At 53.1% G+C, this 17,416-nt stretch carries 9 protein-coding genes and 3 pseudogenes; 7 read left to right on the top strand and 5 right to left on the bottom strand.

Annotated elements, in window-relative coordinates:
• Positions 1-56 precede the first annotated feature (56 nt).
• From M2S36_RS17670 to rfbA, 4 genes are all read left to right on the top strand, one after another.
• Positions 57-2,054: a polysaccharide biosynthesis protein gene (locus M2S36_RS17670; protein ID WP_207829008.1), complete on the top strand. Its 1,998-nt coding sequence runs from the start codon at positions 57-59 to the stop codon at positions 2,052-2,054.
• A gap of 99 nt (positions 2,055-2,153) precedes the next feature.
• On the top strand, positions 2,154-3,224 hold the full coding sequence (gene rfbB, locus M2S36_RS17665; protein WP_207829006.1) for a dTDP-glucose 4,6-dehydratase: 1,071 nt from the start codon (positions 2,154-2,156) through the stop codon (positions 3,222-3,224).
• Positions 3,221-4,117 (top strand): dTDP-4-dehydrorhamnose reductase, encoded by an 897-nt coding sequence (gene rfbD / locus M2S36_RS17660; RefSeq protein ID WP_333957526.1) that lies wholly within the window; start codon positions 3,221-3,223, stop codon positions 4,115-4,117. Before rfbB ends, rfbD begins: the two co-directional genes overlap by 4 nt.
• A gap of 5 nt (positions 4,118-4,122) precedes the next feature.
• Positions 4,123-5,004 carry a glucose-1-phosphate thymidylyltransferase RfbA gene (rfbA, locus tag M2S36_RS17655; RefSeq protein WP_333957533.1) on the top strand — a complete coding sequence of 294 codons (882 nt, stop codon included), beginning with the start codon at positions 4,123-4,125 and terminating at the stop codon, positions 5,002-5,004.
• Between the two features lie 125 nt (positions 5,005-5,129).
• Here rfbA and M2S36_RS17650 read toward each other — a convergent pair.
• Positions 5,130-5,287, bottom strand: a pseudogene (locus M2S36_RS17650) (IS5/IS1182 family transposase); the annotation flags it as partial.
• Between the two features lie 178 nt (positions 5,288-5,465).
• On the opposite strand from M2S36_RS17650, the gene M2S36_RS17645 reads away from it, so the two are divergent.
• Complete coding sequence (locus M2S36_RS17645; protein WP_333957525.1) at positions 5,466-7,346, top strand: acyltransferase family protein; 1,881 nt, start codon at positions 5,466-5,468, stop codon at positions 7,344-7,346.
• A gap of 362 nt (positions 7,347-7,708) precedes the next feature.
• Here the strand turns inward: M2S36_RS17645 and M2S36_RS17640 are convergent, their stop codons facing one another.
• The gene (locus M2S36_RS17640) at positions 7,709-9,700 is read right to left on the bottom strand and encodes a heparinase II/III domain-containing protein (protein ID WP_333957524.1); all 1,992 of its coding nucleotides are present in this window, start codon (positions 9,698-9,700) and stop codon (positions 7,709-7,711) included.
• A 224-nt stretch (positions 9,701-9,924) separates the two neighbouring features.
• Between M2S36_RS17640 and M2S36_RS17635 the strand changes: the two are divergent.
• Positions 9,925-10,881: pseudogene (locus M2S36_RS17635) on the top strand (IS481 family transposase).
• 50 nt (positions 10,882-10,931) lie between these two features.
• On the opposite strand, the gene M2S36_RS17630 reads toward M2S36_RS17635, so the two are convergent.
• Positions 10,932-12,008, bottom strand: a complete 1,077-nt coding sequence (locus M2S36_RS17630) for a DUF6270 domain-containing protein (protein WP_333957523.1) — start codon at positions 12,006-12,008, stop codon at positions 10,932-10,934.
• Between the two features lie 523 nt (positions 12,009-12,531).
• Here M2S36_RS17630 and M2S36_RS17625 point away from each other — a divergent pair.
• A pseudogene (locus M2S36_RS17625) lies at positions 12,532-12,651 on the top strand (transposase domain-containing protein); the annotation flags it as partial.
• Between the two features lie 199 nt (positions 12,652-12,850).
• Here M2S36_RS17625 and M2S36_RS17620 read toward each other — a convergent pair.
• Both M2S36_RS17620 and M2S36_RS17615 read right to left on the bottom strand, forming a co-directional pair.
• On the bottom strand, positions 12,851-14,821 hold the full coding sequence (locus tag M2S36_RS17620; protein WP_333957522.1) for an acyltransferase family protein: 1,971 nt from the start codon (positions 14,819-14,821) through the stop codon (positions 12,851-12,853).
• 141 nt (positions 14,822-14,962) lie between these two features.
• Positions 14,963-16,933, bottom strand: a complete 1,971-nt coding sequence (locus M2S36_RS17615) for an acyltransferase family protein (RefSeq protein ID WP_333957521.1) — start codon at positions 16,931-16,933, stop codon at positions 14,963-14,965.
• Positions 16,934-17,416: the final 483 nt, after the last annotated feature.

The raw sequence follows: 17,416 nt of genomic DNA, 5'->3' as shown, positions 1-17,416 counted from the left end.
AGAGTGATAGAAAGAAGACGCTAGACATGTCACTTTGTAAAGCTCTCAGAGGTTCTATGGATAAGCTGCGCTCAAGACTGCTTGGACTACCTCGGCGCCACAAGCGGGCGATCCAGGTAGCGACTGATGTCATTCTGGTCTGGTTTGCGCTGTGGCTGGCGTTTGTCGTACGCCTGGGTATCGATGACCTGGCCAACCCTGTCCGTGACCACACCTGGCTGTTCATCACGGCACCGATCATCTCGATTCCGCTGTTCATCCGCTTTGGCCTGTACCGGGCGGTGATGCGCTATTTCGGCAATGATGCACTGATCGCCATCATCAAGGCCGTGACCCTGTCGGCACTGATCCTCGGCTTCATCATCTACTGGGCCAGCAACCACCAGAACGTGGTGCCGCGCTCGATCACCTTCAACTACTGGTGGCTGAGCCTGATCATGGTCGGCGGCCTGCGCCTGGCCATGCGCCAGTACTTCCTCGGTGACTGGTTCGCCACTGCCGTGCAGCACGTGCCTTTTGCCAACCGTGACGACGGCCTGCCACGGGTGGCCATCTATGGTGCCGGCTCGGCCGGTAACCAGCTGGTGGCGGCGCTGCGCATGGGCAAGGCCATGCGCCCGGTCGCCTTCATCGACGACGATGCCAGCATCACCGATCGGGTGATTGCCGGCCTGCAGGTTTACCAGCCGGAACAGCTGCAGCGCATGATCGACGACACAGGCGCCGAAGAAATCCTGCTGGCGTTACCCTCGGTCAGCCGCAGCCGCCGCCGCGAAATCCTCAACTTGCTGGAGGGATACCCGCTGCACGTGCGCAGTGTGCCCGGCTTCATGGACCTGGCCAGCGGCCGGGTCAAGGTGGACGACATCCAGGAAGTGGACATTGCCGACCTGCTGGGCCGCGACGCGGTGCCGGCGCAAGGCGACCTGCTGCAACACTGCATCATCGACCAGACGGTGATGGTGACCGGTGCCGGCGGCTCGATCGGCTCCGAACTGTGCCGCCAGATCCTTGGGCAGGCGCCGCGCACCCTGCTGTTGTTCGAACATAGCGAATTCAACCTGTACACCATTGCCGGCGAACTGGAACAGCGCATTATCCGAGAAGGCCTGGCTGTGCAGTTGATCCCCATCCTCGGCTCGGTACGCGACCAGGCCAAGATGCTTGACGTGATGCGCGCCTGGCAGGTGGACACCGTGTACCACGCCGCAGCCTACAAGCACGTGCCAATTGTCGAGCACAACATTGCCGAAGGCCTGTCGAACAACGTGTTCGGTACCCTGTACACCGCCCAGGCAGCGCTGCAGGCCGGCGTTGCCAACTTCGTGCTTATTTCCACCGACAAGGCCGTGCGCCCGACCAACGTGATGGGCAGTACCAAGCGCCTGGCCGAAATGGTGCTGCAGGCCCTTAGCCGCGAGGTGGCGCCGGTACTGATGGGCGATACCGGCAATGTCTCGCAGGTGAACAAGACCCGCTTCACCATGGTGCGCTTCGGCAACGTGCTGGGCTCGTCGGGCTCGGTCATTCCGCTGTTCCACAAGCAGATCAAGGCCGGTGGGCCGCTGACCGTGACCCACCCGAAAATCACCCGCTACTTCATGACCATCCCCGAGGCCGCGCAGCTGGTGATCCAGGCCGGCTCCATGGGGCAGGGCGGTGATGTGTTCGTGCTGGACATGGGCGAGCCGGTGAAAATTGTGGAACTGGCGGAAAAGATGATTCACCTGTCCGGCTTCAGCATCCGCTCCGAGCGCAACCCGCTGGGTGACATCGCCATCAACTTCACCGGCCTGCGCCCGGGCGAGAAGTTGTACGAAGAACTGCTGATCGGCGACAACGTGATTGCCACCCGCCACCCCATGATCATGAGCGCTCACGAGGACTACCTGCCCTGGGATGTGCTTAAGCAGCGCCTTGACGCCCTGCGCGCGGCGACTGCGGAGGATGACTTTGCCACCGTGCGCCAGCTGCTGCGTGACACCGTAAGCGGTTATGTACCAGGTGGGGATATTGTGGATTGGCTGTACCAGCGCCGGCGCATGGAGCCCTGAGCGCTGCACCCATAACAACAGGCGTTGCCGGCGGTGCAACGCCCACATGAACTTCAAGCGTTGTGAAGTTTGAACGCGGGAATTGGGAAGAACTGAACGATGACTATTCTGGTAACTGGTGGTGCGGGCTTCATTGGCGCGAACTTCGTGCTGGATTGGCTGGCCGGCAATGACGAGCCCGTGGTCAACCTCGACAAACTCACCTACGCAGGCAACCTGCAAACCCTGAGCAGCCTGCAGGGCGACAAGCGCCATATCTTCGTACATGGCGATATTGGCGACTCCGAACTGGTTGCCCGCCTGCTCGCGGAGCACCAGCCGCGCGCGATCGTCAACTTTGCTGCCGAGTCCCACGTGGACCGCTCGATCCACGGCCCGGAAGACTTCATTGAAACCAACATCGTCGGCACCTTCCGCCTGCTGGAAGCCGTGCGCGCCTACTGGGGCGGCCTGGACGAACAGGCGCGCCAGGCGTTCCGCTTCCTGCATGTGTCCACCGACGAAGTGTATGGCTCGCTGGCCGCCGACGAACCGGCCTTCACCGAAACCCACCAGTACCAGCCCAACAGCCCGTACTCGGCCAGCAAGGCCGCCAGCGACCATCTGGTGCGCTCGTATCACCATACCTACGGCCTGCCGGTGCTGACCACCAACTGCTCGAACAACTACGGCCCGTACCACTTCCCGGAAAAGCTCATCCCGCTGATGATCGTCAACGCGCTGGCCGGCAAGCCGCTGCCGGTGTATGGCGACGGCCAGCAGATCCGTGACTGGCTGTACGTCAAGGACCACTGCAGCGCCATCCGCCGCGTGCTGGAAGCCGGTAAAACCGGCGAGGTGTACAACGTGGGCGGCTGGAACGAAAAGCCCAACCTGGAGATCGTCAACCGCGTGTGTGCCCTGCTGGACGAACTGCGCCCCCGCGCCGACGGCAAGCCCTACGCCGAACAGATCACCTACGTGACCGACCGCCCCGGCCATGACCGCCGCTACGCCATCGACGCCCGCAAGCTCGAGCGCGAACTGGGCTGGAAGCCTGCCGAAACCTTCGAAACCGGCATTCGCAAGACCGTGGCCTGGTACCTCGACAACCAGGAATGGGTGCAGAACGTACAGTCCGGCAGCTACCGCGACTGGGTCGAGAAAAACTACGCAGGGCGCTCGGCATGAAGATTCTGCTACTGGGCAAGGACGGCCAGGTAGGCTGGGAACTGCAACGCAGCCTGGCCCCGTTGGGCCAGGTGCTGGCGCTGAATTCCCGCAGCCAGGCACACTGCGGCGACCTGGCCAACCTGCCGGCCCTGGCTGAAACCGTGCGTGCCTACACCCCCGATGTAATCGTCAACGCCGCCGCCTACACCGCCGTGGACAAGGCGGAAAGCGACCGCGAGCAAGCCTTCAAGGTAAACGCCGACGCTGTCGGCGTGCTGGCCCGTGCTGCTGCCGATTGCGGGGCACTGCTGGTGCATTACTCCACCGACTACGTGTTCCCGGGGCAGGGCACCCAGGCCTGGCGCGAAGACGACGCCGTCGGCCCGCTGAATGCCTATGGCGAAAGCAAGCTGGCCGGCGAACAGGCCATCCAGGCTGCCGGTTGCCGGCACCTGATCTTCCGCACCTGCTGGGTGTATGCCGCACGCGGCAACAACTTCGCCAAGACCATGCTGCGCCTGGCTGCAGAGCGCGAAAGCCTGGGTGTGATCGACGACCAGCACGGCGCCCCGACCGGTGCCGAACTGATCGCCGACATCACCGCCCACGCCATCAGCGCCACCCGCCGCGACCCGGCCTTGGCCGGGCTGTACCACCTGGCGGCGGCCGGCGAAACCACCTGGTGCGGCTACGCCCGTTACGTGCTGGAGCAGGCAGAGGCCCTGGGTATGCCCTTGAAAGCCCATGCCGAACAGGTCAACCCGTTGACCACCGATGCCTACCCGACCCCGGCCAAGCGGCCGGCCAATTCGCGTCTGGACACCCATAAACTGCAGAAAGCCTTTGCCCTGACCCTGCCAGACTGGCGCCTGGGTGTGGCTCGCATGCTTACGGAAATACACGAGAAATGACCACTATGAAGCGTAAAGGCATCATTCTGGCGGGCGGGTCGGGTACCCGTCTGCATCCGGCGACCCTGGCAATTTCCAAGCAACTGCTGCCGGTGTACGACAAACCGATGATCTATTACCCGCTGACTACCCTGATGCTGGCGGGTATCCAGGACATCCTGATCATTTCCACCCCGCAAGATACCCCCCGTTTCGAGCAACTGCTGGGCGACGGCCACCAGTGGGGCATCAACATCAGCTACGCCGTGCAGGCCTCGCCAGACGGTCTGGCACAGGCCTTCCTGATTGGTGAAGACTTCATCGGCAACGACCTGTCGGCGCTGGTGCTGGGCGACAACATCTATTACGGCCACGACTTCCAGCAACTGCTGCGCAACGCCATGGACCGCGGCGAAGGTGCCAGCGTGTTCGCCTACCACGTGCACGACCCCGAGCGTTACGGTGTGGTGGAGTTCGATGACCAGGGCAAGGCGATCAGCCTGGAAGAAAAACCGGCCAAGCCGAAGTCCAGCTATGCCGTGACCGGGCTGTACTTCTACGACAAGGACGTGGTCGAGATTGCCAAAGGCATCAAGCCGTCTGCGCGGGGTGAGTTGGAGATTACCGATCTGAACCGGGTGTACCTGGAGCAGAACCGCTTGTCGGTGGAGATCATGGGGCGCGGGTATGCCTGGCTGGATACCGGGACGCATGATTCGTTGCTGGAGGCTAGCGGGTATATTGCGACCATCGAACGCCGGCAGGGGTTGAAGGTGGCTTGCCCGGAAGAGGTGGCGTACAGGCAGGGGTGGATTGGGGCGGAGCAGTTGCTGAAGCTGGCTGAGCCGTTGGCCAAGAATGGGTATGGGCAGTATTTGAAGCGGTTGGTGCAGGATAAGGTTTATTGAAACAGGCCTTGAACCTTATCTATGTGACGATGGGAAATTGACGATGAAGTATGAGCTGCATACTCGCCTTCATCATCTGCTCTTTGTCTGATGCATTTCAGGATCACGCCTGGCCTCCTTGTTCTTGGTCGAACTGGACGCCCTGAATTGGGGTAGTGCAGTTCGATCAACGCAACCAGCCCGCTCCAAGGCTCAATCTGTCTCACTTCGACTAAAAGCGCTCGTGGTGGGTCTGCTTGCGTTTACCGGTGTAATCAAACCTGGAAAGCTCATCTGTACCCACGACTGCGGGACGACAGCCCGGATCGCGGCGGCTCGGCGTGCGAAATTGGCTTGCAGCGCCTGGAGAGATAGCCAATTTGGAATCAGGCTTCGAGCATAGGATGCGGCGTTACGGTAATATGGCTCCAGGCACGCAGCAGCAAACAGTCTGAAATCAAAGAACAATATAGAGATTTTTAATGGTCGATGGCTCTAAACTAAGGAATGATATTCAGGCCCTTCGGGCGGTTGCCGTTCTTGGTGTGATATTATTTCACTTTAATAAAAATTGGCTTCCAGGCGGATTCATTGGTGTAGATGTTTTTTTCGTGATATCAGGGTTTTTAATAACTCATATTGTTGTGCAAAAGAAAGAAGTTGCTGCGTTTTCTTTTTTTGGCTTTTATGTTGGTAGGGTTTGCAGGATATTTCCGGCGTATTTCGCGTTGTTGATTGTTGTCTCTTTGTGTATGGCTTTGCTGCTTATACCGCGAGACTTTGAGTTGTTTAAGGACAGTGCCATTTCGGCGCTTTACTTTAATGGTAATGCGTTCTTCGCATCGCAAAATGATTATTTTGCACCTGCTGGTTACGAACTGCCGTTACTCCACACGTGGTCGCTTGCTGTGGAAATGCAGTTTTATTTACTGCTTCCCTTGGGCTTGGTGTTCGTGCCGAGTCGGTTCTTAATGCCGACTATGCTGGCAGTAATTGTATTATTTTTCGCTTTTTCGGAGTATCGCCTTCGGCAGGGGCATCAGCAGGAAATGTATTTTTCGCTGTTGGCAAGAGTTCCCGAGTTTCTGATCGGTGGAGTGGCTGCAGCGTGGTCAATTCGGCGAAGCACCTCGCAGGTTTTATCGACCGTATTTGCATGTTTAGGGGTGGTTCTGCTTTGCCGTAGTTTTTTCTTTATTACGGAGAATCACAGCTTTCCCGGCCTGATGGCTCTACCCGCATGCATCGGGACAGCTTTGATCCTGATCAGCCCGAAGAGTTCGTTGAATGAGGCAATTTCATGTCGGCCTCTAATCTTTTTGGGGGCGCTTTCGTATTCCCTATACCTCTGGCATTGGCCTATTCTGGCGTCCATTCGCTACTATTCGGGTACTTATGAACTGCAGGGGGGGAGCGCACTGGTATTTGTTGCGCTGACGTTGGGTAGCGCATACCTGTCCTACCGGTTTGTAGAATCACCTTTCCGGGGCAGGTTATCTATTAAGCCAGTTATAGCCCGTTTGGTTGGGTTGGGGGCAGTTACCGTCTCAGCTATCCTTCTGGCGGGTATTGTAAATCCAAGGCTGGTTGAACCTCTGTCGTCGGATTTGACCCGATATGCTGATAGTTCAGTAATCTGCCATGGGAAAATTGTAGGTGATTGCGTTCTGGGGGACCGCGAAGCCAGTCGCACAATAATGATGCTTGGTGATAGTCACGCCGCACAGTTGAACGCCTTTGCTGATGTGGTTGGTAAGGCACTTCATGCCAAAATAAGGGTTATCACGGCAAGTGGCTGTGTAAACATTCCCGGTTTTGACGTTAGTCGAATCGCGGAGTGGGCGCGTATGGCTTGTCTTAATCAAATTGCTGAAGCAGAGAAATTTGTGCCTCAGGCTGATGGATTGATTCTTGCTGGAATGTGGCAGCTTCATTCATCCAGTGAAAATTTTATGAGGCAGTTGGATAACTTTATTTCAAGAGCCGCTGAGAGAAAGCAACAAGTGCTCGTTCTTGCTCAGGTACCCATGCTTTCGTCAAATCCGCAGCGGATCTATCGTGCCAATAGTATTGGTCTGCGTCTTCCGGTCTCTGTGAATTCAGAGTGGGCTGGCGCTAATGCGAAAGTCAAGAGACTCGTTTCAAAATATCCTAATGTGACGTTCCTGGACTTATCAGATAATCCTTTTTTTTCCGATGCACCATTGCAAGATCATACCTTGATCTATCAGGATACTAATCATTTAAATAAGGTCGGATCGCAGCGATATGGCGTGATGGCAGTCCCATTTCTGGAAGATTTCATGACCCGCGTAGACGTATCAAAGGAGGCTACTGCCGATTTTGCATCGACGCCGCGGTAAAGCGGTGTTGGGGAACGAAGGCACATAGTGATGAGTCGGGTGTCCGGTCCTTGGTGCCCAAGTGACCGGAATGGCCGTAAGCGTACCATGAGCTCCATGTTCGCTGCGCTTACCTATAAGCACTTGAACAAACGTTGTCTTCTCTACAAAGCCAAACGACAGATCGCTAAGGTCCATCTCGGCCAGGAAACGCTGATGGTGGGCTGCTTGCGCTTAGCGGCGTACTCGAAATCGGAAAGCTCATCTGACTCATGGGCAAGGCTTGTGCGGGGCTGGCTGAACGGGGGCTATTTCAGCACAGGTCGGGCGACCTGTGCTCATTTGGTCGGAGAATCCTTAACTGTCTATTCAACCACTGAACCTTACATTCGATCGGTTGAAAGGCGCTCGAATGCATGCTTAGAAAGCTGGCTCATTGTTGCGCCCTCCGACAACTTCAAGGCAACAGTGAAACTAGCGACAGGGTCAGTGGAAATAAATTCTAGACAAGAATTTTCCAGGATTTCTCCGAATTTAATGGAGTGCCAACCACGAATGTCGGGCTCGGTCTGGCCGAAGATTAATCGACCACCGACGGAGCTTAGCGAAAACAAACTTCCACTGATGCCGCCCCCTTGGAGAGTGAAGACTCCCGGATCGCATTGGCTGATCATGATATTAGGTCCAAAAAGAAATCTTTGGACTTTGGCCTCTGAAAATACCCGAGAGGATGAGGTTTTATCTATTTGAATAATATCGTTTATCCAAATTTCATCAGGCCAACAAACTATTATGGTTCTAGTAGCTGAAACGGTGCCATCCTCCGTTGTGTAGTGGCACTTCACCTCAAAGCCTGAATCGGTCTCGCAGAAATGATCAATTGATCCTAGAATCCGACCGAAGGTCTTGATAACTTCTCTTCGACGCTGATGGTCGAAAGCTACTGGATATATACCGGTGTGCCCAGTTGCTGATTCAACATATCTGCCAAAGCCAGCCTCTCTATCGTAAGAGTAAGAGCCTGCATCAACTAGAATATCTACTCCTTTATATCTTAGCGTAATGCTGGAGTCGTCCATCTGTTTGTGAGTTTCTGCTCTAGATCCACATTGCAAGGACAGATAGAAATCATCGTTCTTGACAACTGCAAACCCGGACTCAGGGAAAAGCTTTGACTGATTGATAGATGATTTATTCAATAAATATACAGGAGAATCCCCGATTGGGGGGACGCTGTTGTCTTGGCGTACGCAATGACGCAACGCAATTTCAGCGCGACCTATGATGTTTCTTAAATTCGAGAATTCGGGGGATGTCGATTCTTTTGCGTCAAGTAAATTGCAAAAAATCTGATAAAGGTTGAGGTTGTAATTATGGTAGCCTATGGTGTTTTCATCGCATAGGCCGTCTTTGCAAAAGGCTTTCGTTGCAAGTTTCAAGGTCCTTGATGTGGAGATGTAATAATATTTTTTTCTTAAGTCACTGGACAAAGAGAAGCAATGGCTTGCGGTGGCAAGTGCTATGTTGCACATGAGTCCGTGATTATTTTCGTAAAAATTATCTTCAGAAGAGAGCCACTCCAAACATCGATAAAGTTCGAAAAAAATTTTGAAGCGCAATTCTTTATGTTCTGTTTTAGAGTTATGTGTGATATGTAGGTATTTGATAAGGACCTTAGCGCGAGTGGCTGTTGAGTGATCGCCAGAAGGAATCGATTCAACATACAACCTGTTTTCTGGTGTGGCTACGAATTGCAAGAAACTCTCGATGCTTTGAGTTGCCATCGAAAGAAAGATTGGCTTTCTATTCGCTTCAAACGTTGACAGCAAGCAGCCTGCAAAGTTGAGGGAGAGCAACCACATAACATTGGAGTTATTGTTGTTTTTAAATTTGCGCCGCCAGTCAAATTGCGTCAATGCTCCAAGCTCAATTTTTTCACAATATTTAGCCAGTGAGACGCGTAGAAAACCGGATTCGTTAATATCTTGATTGATTATGGGTTCAAAGTCTTGCGGAATTCGAGTGAATGGCTGAGGAAAAGAAGAGTTAAATTCTGCGGTTAAGTCCTGTAATTCTTTTTGCGAAAGTTCGTTGTGACTTGATTTGTAGCAATTCACGAAAATTCGATTTGATTTTTTAACCTCAATGGGATCTTTTTCTACCCTCAAAAAAGCTGCTACTTGGTAGTTGCCTGTAATTTGTTTGGTGTCAAATTGAAATGATGGATTTGGTGAATACCAGGAAGTATGAATTCTTTCATCATTTCTGAAAATGTAATATGCAAACTGGGCGTTCTCTAAGTTTTCATTTAGCAGGATTAAGCAATTTATCTTCCCGTCAATGAATTCCGCGTGGACCTTTTTTATTCTCTTCATTTTCCATCCTGGATGACTTTGAGTTTCTGTGTGATCTATTTTATAGAGAGAATGTTCACCCAACGCAATGACGATTGCGTTCTGATCGTGTAGTGCGTAGCCGCTTTACCGGAGTGCCGCTGCCGGTCGACGAGAAGTGGCTGGAGTGGGGAGGCGCACCTAGCGAGGTGTTCTGTCCCGGAGAGTCATGGTACATCCTTAGTGCCTCATGAGGAGGATGCATTTTGGAAGGACGTATCGATGGCTCAGGCCCCACGACGCCGAGAAATCGAGCCGGGCTCCAAGCGTCGAAAGAGTCGAGTCGAAAGCTCGCCGCCCGCTACCGACTGAATGTGAATACCGTCATCAAATGGCGATCACGCTCCACCACGCAGGATTCTCGGATGGTGCCAGCCAAACCATGTAGTGCCAAGCTGAAAGCTGCTGAGGAGACGATGGTGGTCGAGTTCCGATAGCGGACGATGATGCCTCTGGACAACATGCTGGGCCACCTCCTTAATTACTTTCCACTGCTGAGCCGCAGCGCCTTACAGCGCTGTCTGGTGCGTCACGGGATTAAGCAAGCGCCCAAAAGAACCGCAGCCAAACGGGGCAAGTTCGACAAAACGGAAATGGGCTATCTGCACATCGATAGCTCGGAGTTACGTCTTGAGAGCTGCAAGCAGCACCTGTTCGTGGCAATTGATCGCGCAACGAGTCTCCTACGTTGCGTTCTTCGACTCCGCGACCAAGCGCAATGGTGCTGAGTTTCTACGTCAGGCAGTGCAGGCGTTTCCATACAAAATCCACACCGTCCTGACTGACAACGGTGTGGCGTTCACTGAGCAGCCCCGGTATCGCAATGGCGCGACCAATGTGTTCGGTGGACACATTTTTGATCGCGTCTGCCACGAGCATGGCATAAAAGATCGACTCACCAAAGCCTATCACTCTTGGACCAATGGCCAGGTCGAGCGCATGAACCGGACGATCAAAGAGGCCACGATCAAGGCCTTCCACTATCCTGACTTCGCTGCGCTGAAAGCGCACGTGCTGGCCTTCGTGATGGGCTGCAACTTCGTCAGACACTCAGGGGCTTGCGATAGCGCATGCCCTTCAAGATGATCTGTGAGGCTTGGACGAAAAATCCAGAGCGATGCACTATCAATTCGCACCATCTCATTCCGGGACCGTACATCTAGAACTCAGTAGTGAGTGCTGATTGTCATGTCGTCCATGCAATTTTACTCGCTTAGAACTTCAAAGGGCTTACTGTGCATTTGCAAGAGATTTTTTCACCTAAAGAGTCCTGATAGAAGGCCGTTACGGTTAGCTCTCCAAGCGTATCAGGAATGGGAAAGTAAGCATTCGATGAAGCGTCATACCAACGAACGTCATGTCGATCACCATCAACTTGTAAATAGAATGCGAATTCACCACCCTCGCGTATGCTTCCATCCATTACCAATGAGCATTGCGCAAAAATACCACGCTCAGATTTGCATGCAGCGACAGTGATGGTTGCGCCTTCAGAAATAAGTGGCGATTTCTTCGGCGCAGGATCTTGCAATAGGCCCTCGGCGCTATTTTCAGATATGATGGAATTCAATTGTGCGAGCGCTTCTTTGTAATATTGCGCACAATAGTGAAAAGGGGAGACGCCCCATTGGTGATGTTCGTCTGATATTAAGAGCTGTGGTGGGAAATGTAGGAACTGATGCTTGTAGAGCTTCTTTTCCAGTTCATTATACATCCAGTCCAGCTCTTGGTTGGCCTTTTCAATAGCAGCTAAAGGAACTGGGAAATTCGTATCGCTTGCATTTTCAAAGCGTGAAGCCCAATAAACTTTGTTGACGACCAGGCGGTCAAGTTTATTATGCTGCTCCAAGACTGCAAGGAACTTGTGCATTCCTTGAATCCACAGGTCTCGGCGCTCAGGTGAGCCGGGCTTTATTAATTGGAAACCTTTGACGCTATTGTCACTTAATAGACCGCTCTCAGCGAGCTCGTTAGAGCTCGTGATAATATGCCCGGATGGTAGGGCTACAAGATCAAATCTCTCATCGATTAGATCGATTAGTATTATGTCGGCGTTCTCAAACGCTTCTGATTGTGTGAGGATTTGTTTGGAGAAATCGTATGCAACCATACGCCGTCTGAATGCAGAAGGTATACGGTCAAGTGCTTCTTCATTTTCGTATGAGGAACTGCATAGCGAAGCCATTGAAGATCTTGCAAAGTAATCCGTTAACTTAAATGATTGGCTTTCCTCTAGATTGAATATGTCTCTAGAAACACAGCTACCGTAAATAGTTAAATTCTTGATCACTATCTTCTTCGGCCTTTTTATTCTGGCGTCACATAAATGGGTATGGGTCCTGTTCCGTCAGGCCTTTCAGTTTGCTCCGCGCCCAATGTGGAGGACAGCTTGGCAGTATCCAACATGTCATTTAGCCGTAGCGGAATCTCATTATCCATAGACTGCTCAGGAATGCAACGCAGCCCTTGCGATCACCTGACCATTTTTCTGCCTGGAGAGTAGGAATATACAAGTGTTGGATCCAATATATGAAGATGCTTAAGATAATTTGAACCAACTGGTATCAAAATTGTCGTTTTACGCGATATTGCACACGGTCATCGTCTAGAGGTATGAGTGCGGAAAAATGTGAAGTTCGTCACATTAATAGCGGCTTTGTGGTACAAGGCTTGCTCAACGAGGCGGAGAATTTCAGTATCTTGATTAGCTATCCTGATGGTCGCCCAAGAGTGCAGCGCGGACCATCATCGATCGCTTCGCTGCTTTCCCTGTCAATGGGATCTCAAAACTCCTAGCGAATGGCCTTCGTCCCAACGACCAGGAGCCCCATGCTTGGCTGCGCCACGTACTGGAACGCATGCCGCAGGCGTCCTCAGTGGAAGATTGCGAGCCGCTTCTGCCGTGCACCTTTACGCCGCACTCACATAGCTGATCGCACTGATCATCTTGGGCAGGTAAGGTTTATAGAGCGTTTACGATGCTCCTGTGCCTCCCTGGGCAGCCGCCGGTCTGCGAAAGACCGACGGACTGGAAAGATGCGAGCTCTGCTTGCAGAGAGGAGGCAGAGGATAGCGTACGGAAAGTAGCTACTGGCCTCTGTGCTGTCATGCCAGTGATGCCTCTATGCGGTCTTAATGGGTGATGCTCTGGCCTATATTGCGATTCGCTGGGCTTAGGGCTGCAATGGGCGGAGGGACCCGCCCAGATTTCACAACGGCTTTGCCGATCAACTCCGAGCCAACCATGCTGATATGACGAGAGTCGTAATAAAGCAGAGTGCCCTGGTCGTAAGCAGAGCAAGTTCCGTTTTTGCATATTTGCGATCGAACATCAAATGTTGTTACGTTCGAGTATCTTTTCGCTTGCTTCTTCAGGAATTTATTCACGGCACTGTCACCATTATCCGGCATCACTGCTTTCGATGGGCAGTCCATCCCAGGGATACGAATTGCTTTTGCAGTGCACATGCGATCCAGTCCAGTGAACACCGGTACGTTTAGCGCGATGATTACTTGGTTACCATTGGCCGCCAACTCGCGGATGGTTTTCGCAATCTGTGCGTTACCACCCTTCTTTGAATAGTCTTCCCACGCGGCCCCTATAATCACCGTCTTGTATTTTTTTGATTCCGCGAAAGCACTCTCGTTGAACGCCTTGCACGAATCTACTAGCGCGGGAGGCGCTAGGCCATCTGCAGCCCTCACAGGCGGACACGACGCGTGGGACATATTGCGGATAGAGAAGTGGCCGCTCTCGGCTACTTCTTTCAGGTAGCCGACATAGTGCGCGGCATTCGAATCACCCCAAAGCAGAGTTTCCGGCGCTACGGATTTGTCTCCGTTTACACATTGGTCGAGCTTCCATTTTTCCGGATCATACTTGTTCATCTGGCAATTGAATGGGAATTTGCTCGCCGGCAGTGTGTTGAAGTTGTGGGTGTAGATTTCCTTTCTGTATGCGTAGCTTCCAGCAGTTGGCCAATACCCATTGTTCTTGATCAGCATGTAACCGACAACCATAACCGCCGCGCTGGTAGCGAAGACTGGGCCTGCCTTCGTGAATAGCCACTTCGGCGTTCTAGCGCGGAATGGGGTCTCGATCAGGTTGTAAGAAATAAGGGTCAATACGCCCATGAGCACCAAGCAGATGATCCCGCCAACAAACGTCGGCTCACCGTAGGCGTAACGGTAGAAGGCGAGCACAGGCCAGTGCCAGAGGTAGAGCGAGAAGGAACGCAGGCCGATGTACCTGGCCACCGGGTTACCGAAGAACTCGGAAAGCGGGCTGGATTGGTTGGTACCAGCCAGGATCAGCAGGGCCGCACCAACCGATGGAATTACAGAGTGAATCCCAGGGAAGCCGTTTTTCTCATCAAGCAGCACGAGCGCACCGGCAACCAGAATAAAGCCAACAATGCCAGCTGTATCTGCTGCTTTCGCAGAAATCTGGCGGGAATCCTGCCACAGGAAAAGCAAAGCGCCTACCAGCAGTTCGCCGGCGCGGGAAGGCAGCATGTAGTAGGCGAAGGATTGGTCGCGCACCAGGAAAATTTCACTCACCGTGAACGACGCGATGGCCAGAATGACGCTGGTCGCTACCAGCAGGCGCTTTCCGCCAGCCTTCATAGCGATGATCATCAGTGCTGGCCAGATCATGTAGAACTGTTCTTCCACGCCCAACGACCACATGTGCAGCAGCGGTACTGTATCGGAAGAGGCAGCGAAGTAGCCGGTATCAAGGAACAACCAGAAGTAGATATTGGCGGCGGAAAGTGTGGTGCCAATTGCGGACTCCGACAGTGCCTTGACGTCTATTGGCAGCATCATGAGCGAGCCAACAAGCAGAGTGATAACAGTCACGAAGGCTGCTGCTGGCAGGATTCGGCGAAATCGGCGGCCGTAGAAATCACCGAGCGAGAAGCCTTTCCCTTGGCCGTAGATGATCCCGGTGATGAGGTAACCCGAGATCACGAAGAAAATGTCTACACCGACGAACCCACCCGGGAGCCATTGCTTGTTGAAGTGGAATACGGTCACAGCCAAAACGGCTAAAGCCCTTAGTCCGTCTATGTCGGGGCGGTACGTCAAGTGTCTGACTTGCATTTCTGAGTTCCCTGTCATGGGGCTGCGTGGGTAAGCTCCGGAGCATGCCGTTTCGACTAAATACGTGAGCTTTATGGCGCATTTCATACGCTACTGGGTGAGCTAACACATATGTGAGGCTGCACCCAGGTATCGTCTGTATTAATTGTTCGCTAGTTTAGATTGGGCAATATTTGAAAGTGGCGCGGGGATTCTGCCAGTTTCAATGGCTATACTCCCTAGCTTTTCAGATCCTTCTCGGCTGAGGTGTCCGCCATCGTAATAAAGCTGGGTTTTTCCAGCGAAGGCCGAGCATGTTGTTCCGTTACATATTAGTTCGCGAACACTAAAGTAGGAAAAATTAGTCCGAGCAGATACTTTCTTAATAATCTCTTGATTGAGACGATTTTCTCCATTATCAGACACGACTGTTTTCTGTTCGCAGTTCATGAGCGGGATTTTCAATGCTTTTTCAGGGCACTGCCGGTCTACTGAATTGAATGTAGGCACCTTCAGAGCGATAACTATTTTTTTGCCGCTTTGGCTCAATATATCTAGCATGGCGTCGAAGTCAGCCATGAATGCCGCCTTGTCTACGGCTTCATATGCCGGCCAACTGCCCCCTACGATAACGGTGTCGTAGTTGGTGATCTGTTTAAATGCCTCCGCGTTGTATGCAGGGCAGCTTACTTTGTAGCCTTCCTTGATATACCTTGTGCTGCGTTGCCCTGGGAAAGGTGGGCAAGCATGATGCTCAACGTTTCTAATTGCTACGCCTTCATTTTTGGCGATAGCACTTAAATAGCCTGCGTAGTGAGCTGCGTTAGAGTCACCGATTAAAAGTACGCTTGGCGGCTTGGATGTGTCTCCAGCAATACATTTTGCCGAAGAAAAATACTCAGGTTTGAAAACGCTCTGGCAAACGTACGGAGCAGATGAAGCTGGCGCGGAGCCTGAGCGTTTTTCTGCCAGGGAGTCCTGGTAACCACTTGGGCTGATAGGTGAGATGATGCCGTTGCTGGTATAAATAAATCCAGCAATTGATAGGGCAAGGGCTGCTGATGCCGGGGTGGCCATGGTGAATTTCCACCCTTTGTTGGCTCGGAACGGCACTTCAATCAAGAAATAGCTGAACAAAGTCATTGCCACCATTACCGAGAGGCAGATCAGGTTTCCCAGCATGTCAGGCTCGCCATAGGCATAGCGGTAAAACGCCAAGACCGGCCAATGCCACAGGTACAGCGAGAACGAAACCAACCCGATAGAGACCATCGGGCGCACGGCCAAGACGTTGCCTACCAGAGTTTTACCGAAGCTGCCGGCGGCCAGCACCAACGATGCGCCGACTGCAGGAACTATCGATATAAAGCCTGGGAAGCCTTCAGTTTCTCGGATGTAGGCGAGCGACCATGCAAGTACTAGAGCTCCCACCAAGGCCATGACCTGAGCAGTAAGCTGGCCTATGCGACCTTTGATCGTATCGGTCAGGAAGAAGGTCATGCCACCGATCAATAGCTCACCGGCCCTGGACGGGAGCATGTAGTAGGCAAAGGTTGGATCTGCAGCAAGCTTGCTCTGGCCATACCAGAAGCAAGCTGCTGCGATCATTGTGGCAACACCCACCGTCATCGCCCGACCACCAACTCTCAGAGTAAGGAGCAGCAGGGCTGGCCAGATAAGATAAAACTGCTCCTCGACACCGAGCGACCACATGTGGAGCAAGGGAACGGTGTCAGAGGATGCTGCGAAGTAGCTCGTATCGAGGAACTTCCAAAAATAGATATTCGCAGCTGACAGAGTGGAAGCGATCGCCGACAGTGACAAGGCTTTCGCATCATCAGGAAGCATGAAGATAGCGCCGAATACCAGGGTCGCCAGCGTCACGAACAAGGCCGCTGGTAGAATGCGTCGCACCCTTCGCATGTAGAAATCAGCGAACGAGAAGGTTCCAGCTGCCGCCTGCCTGGCAACGATCCCGGTAATCAGGAACCCTGAGATCACAAAAAAGATGTCGACGCCTACGAAGCCGCCTGGAAGCCACTGTTTATTGAAGTGAAAAACGGTAACGGCCAGAACGGCCAAAGCCCTGAGCCCGTCTATGTCGGGCCGGTAGGCGAGTGCTTTGTTGCTCATGAAATCCCTTTCTGAGGGCTAGACCCTGGTAAGGAGTGAAGGAGGATGCGAATTCTACAGATGATGTCGCTATGCTGTCAGGGCCGGTGAGCGGAATCTGTGGAAAAGCTCTCCTCGCCTCGGCATGGGCAACCAGCAGGGAATTGGCCATTCGATGGGGGGCAAGGCAATCTGCCAACGCCGATATGAGCAGAAAGGCTCAAATTAGGCCCATGCTGATGGGGAAATTTGGACCAAACCGCGATGGTCTGGTTGCGTAGCTGCGTGCGCTGGCTGCGGCGGCCGCTCTCGAACCAAGCGCAAGAAATTCATGGTGTGCACATCCCTATGGAAATCTGACACCCCATGAAACTCAAAGCTGTCAGGGAGGAGGGGGCTTGGTGCTATAATCAAGCCCTAGCTTGTGCTCAAGTCACTCTTTGTGTGATTGGGTGATGAGTAGCGTTCTACAGTTTGGTAGGTTGTTGAAGTTGCGATTTGGCC

The organism is Pseudomonas sp. SF2 (assembly GCF_036858055.1).
In the GTDB taxonomy this organism is placed as follows: Bacteria; Pseudomonadota; Gammaproteobacteria; order Pseudomonadales; family Pseudomonadaceae; genus Aquipseudomonas.
The sequence above is the reverse complement of the archived record's forward strand: the minus strand, read 5'-3'. Positions and strand labels throughout refer to the sequence as shown.

Excerpts from the sequence above, each read along its gene's own strand:
- M2S36_RS17620 (WP_333957522.1), bottom strand. The coding sequence starts at position 14,821 with ATGCAAGTCAGACACTTGACGTACCGCCCCGACATAGACGGACTAAGG.
- rfbD (WP_333957526.1), top strand. The coding sequence starts at position 3,221 with ATGAAGATTCTGCTACTGGGCAAGGACGGCCAGGTAGGCTGGGAACTG.
- M2S36_RS17640 (WP_333957524.1), bottom strand. The coding sequence starts at position 9,700 with ATGAAGAGAATAAAAAAGGTCCACGCGGAATTCATTGACGGGAAGATA.
- rfbB (WP_207829006.1), top strand. The coding sequence starts at position 2,154 with ATGACTATTCTGGTAACTGGTGGTGCGGGCTTCATTGGCGCGAACTTC.
- M2S36_RS17645 (WP_333957525.1), top strand. The coding sequence starts at position 5,466 with ATGGTCGATGGCTCTAAACTAAGGAATGATATTCAGGCCCTTCGGGCG.
- M2S36_RS17670 (WP_207829008.1), top strand. The coding sequence starts at position 57 with ATGGATAAGCTGCGCTCAAGACTGCTTGGACTACCTCGGCGCCACAAG.
- rfbA (WP_333957533.1), top strand. The coding sequence starts at position 4,123 with ATGAAGCGTAAAGGCATCATTCTGGCGGGCGGGTCGGGTACCCGTCTG.
- M2S36_RS17615 (WP_333957521.1), bottom strand. The coding sequence starts at position 16,933 with ATGAGCAACAAAGCACTCGCCTACCGGCCCGACATAGACGGGCTCAGG.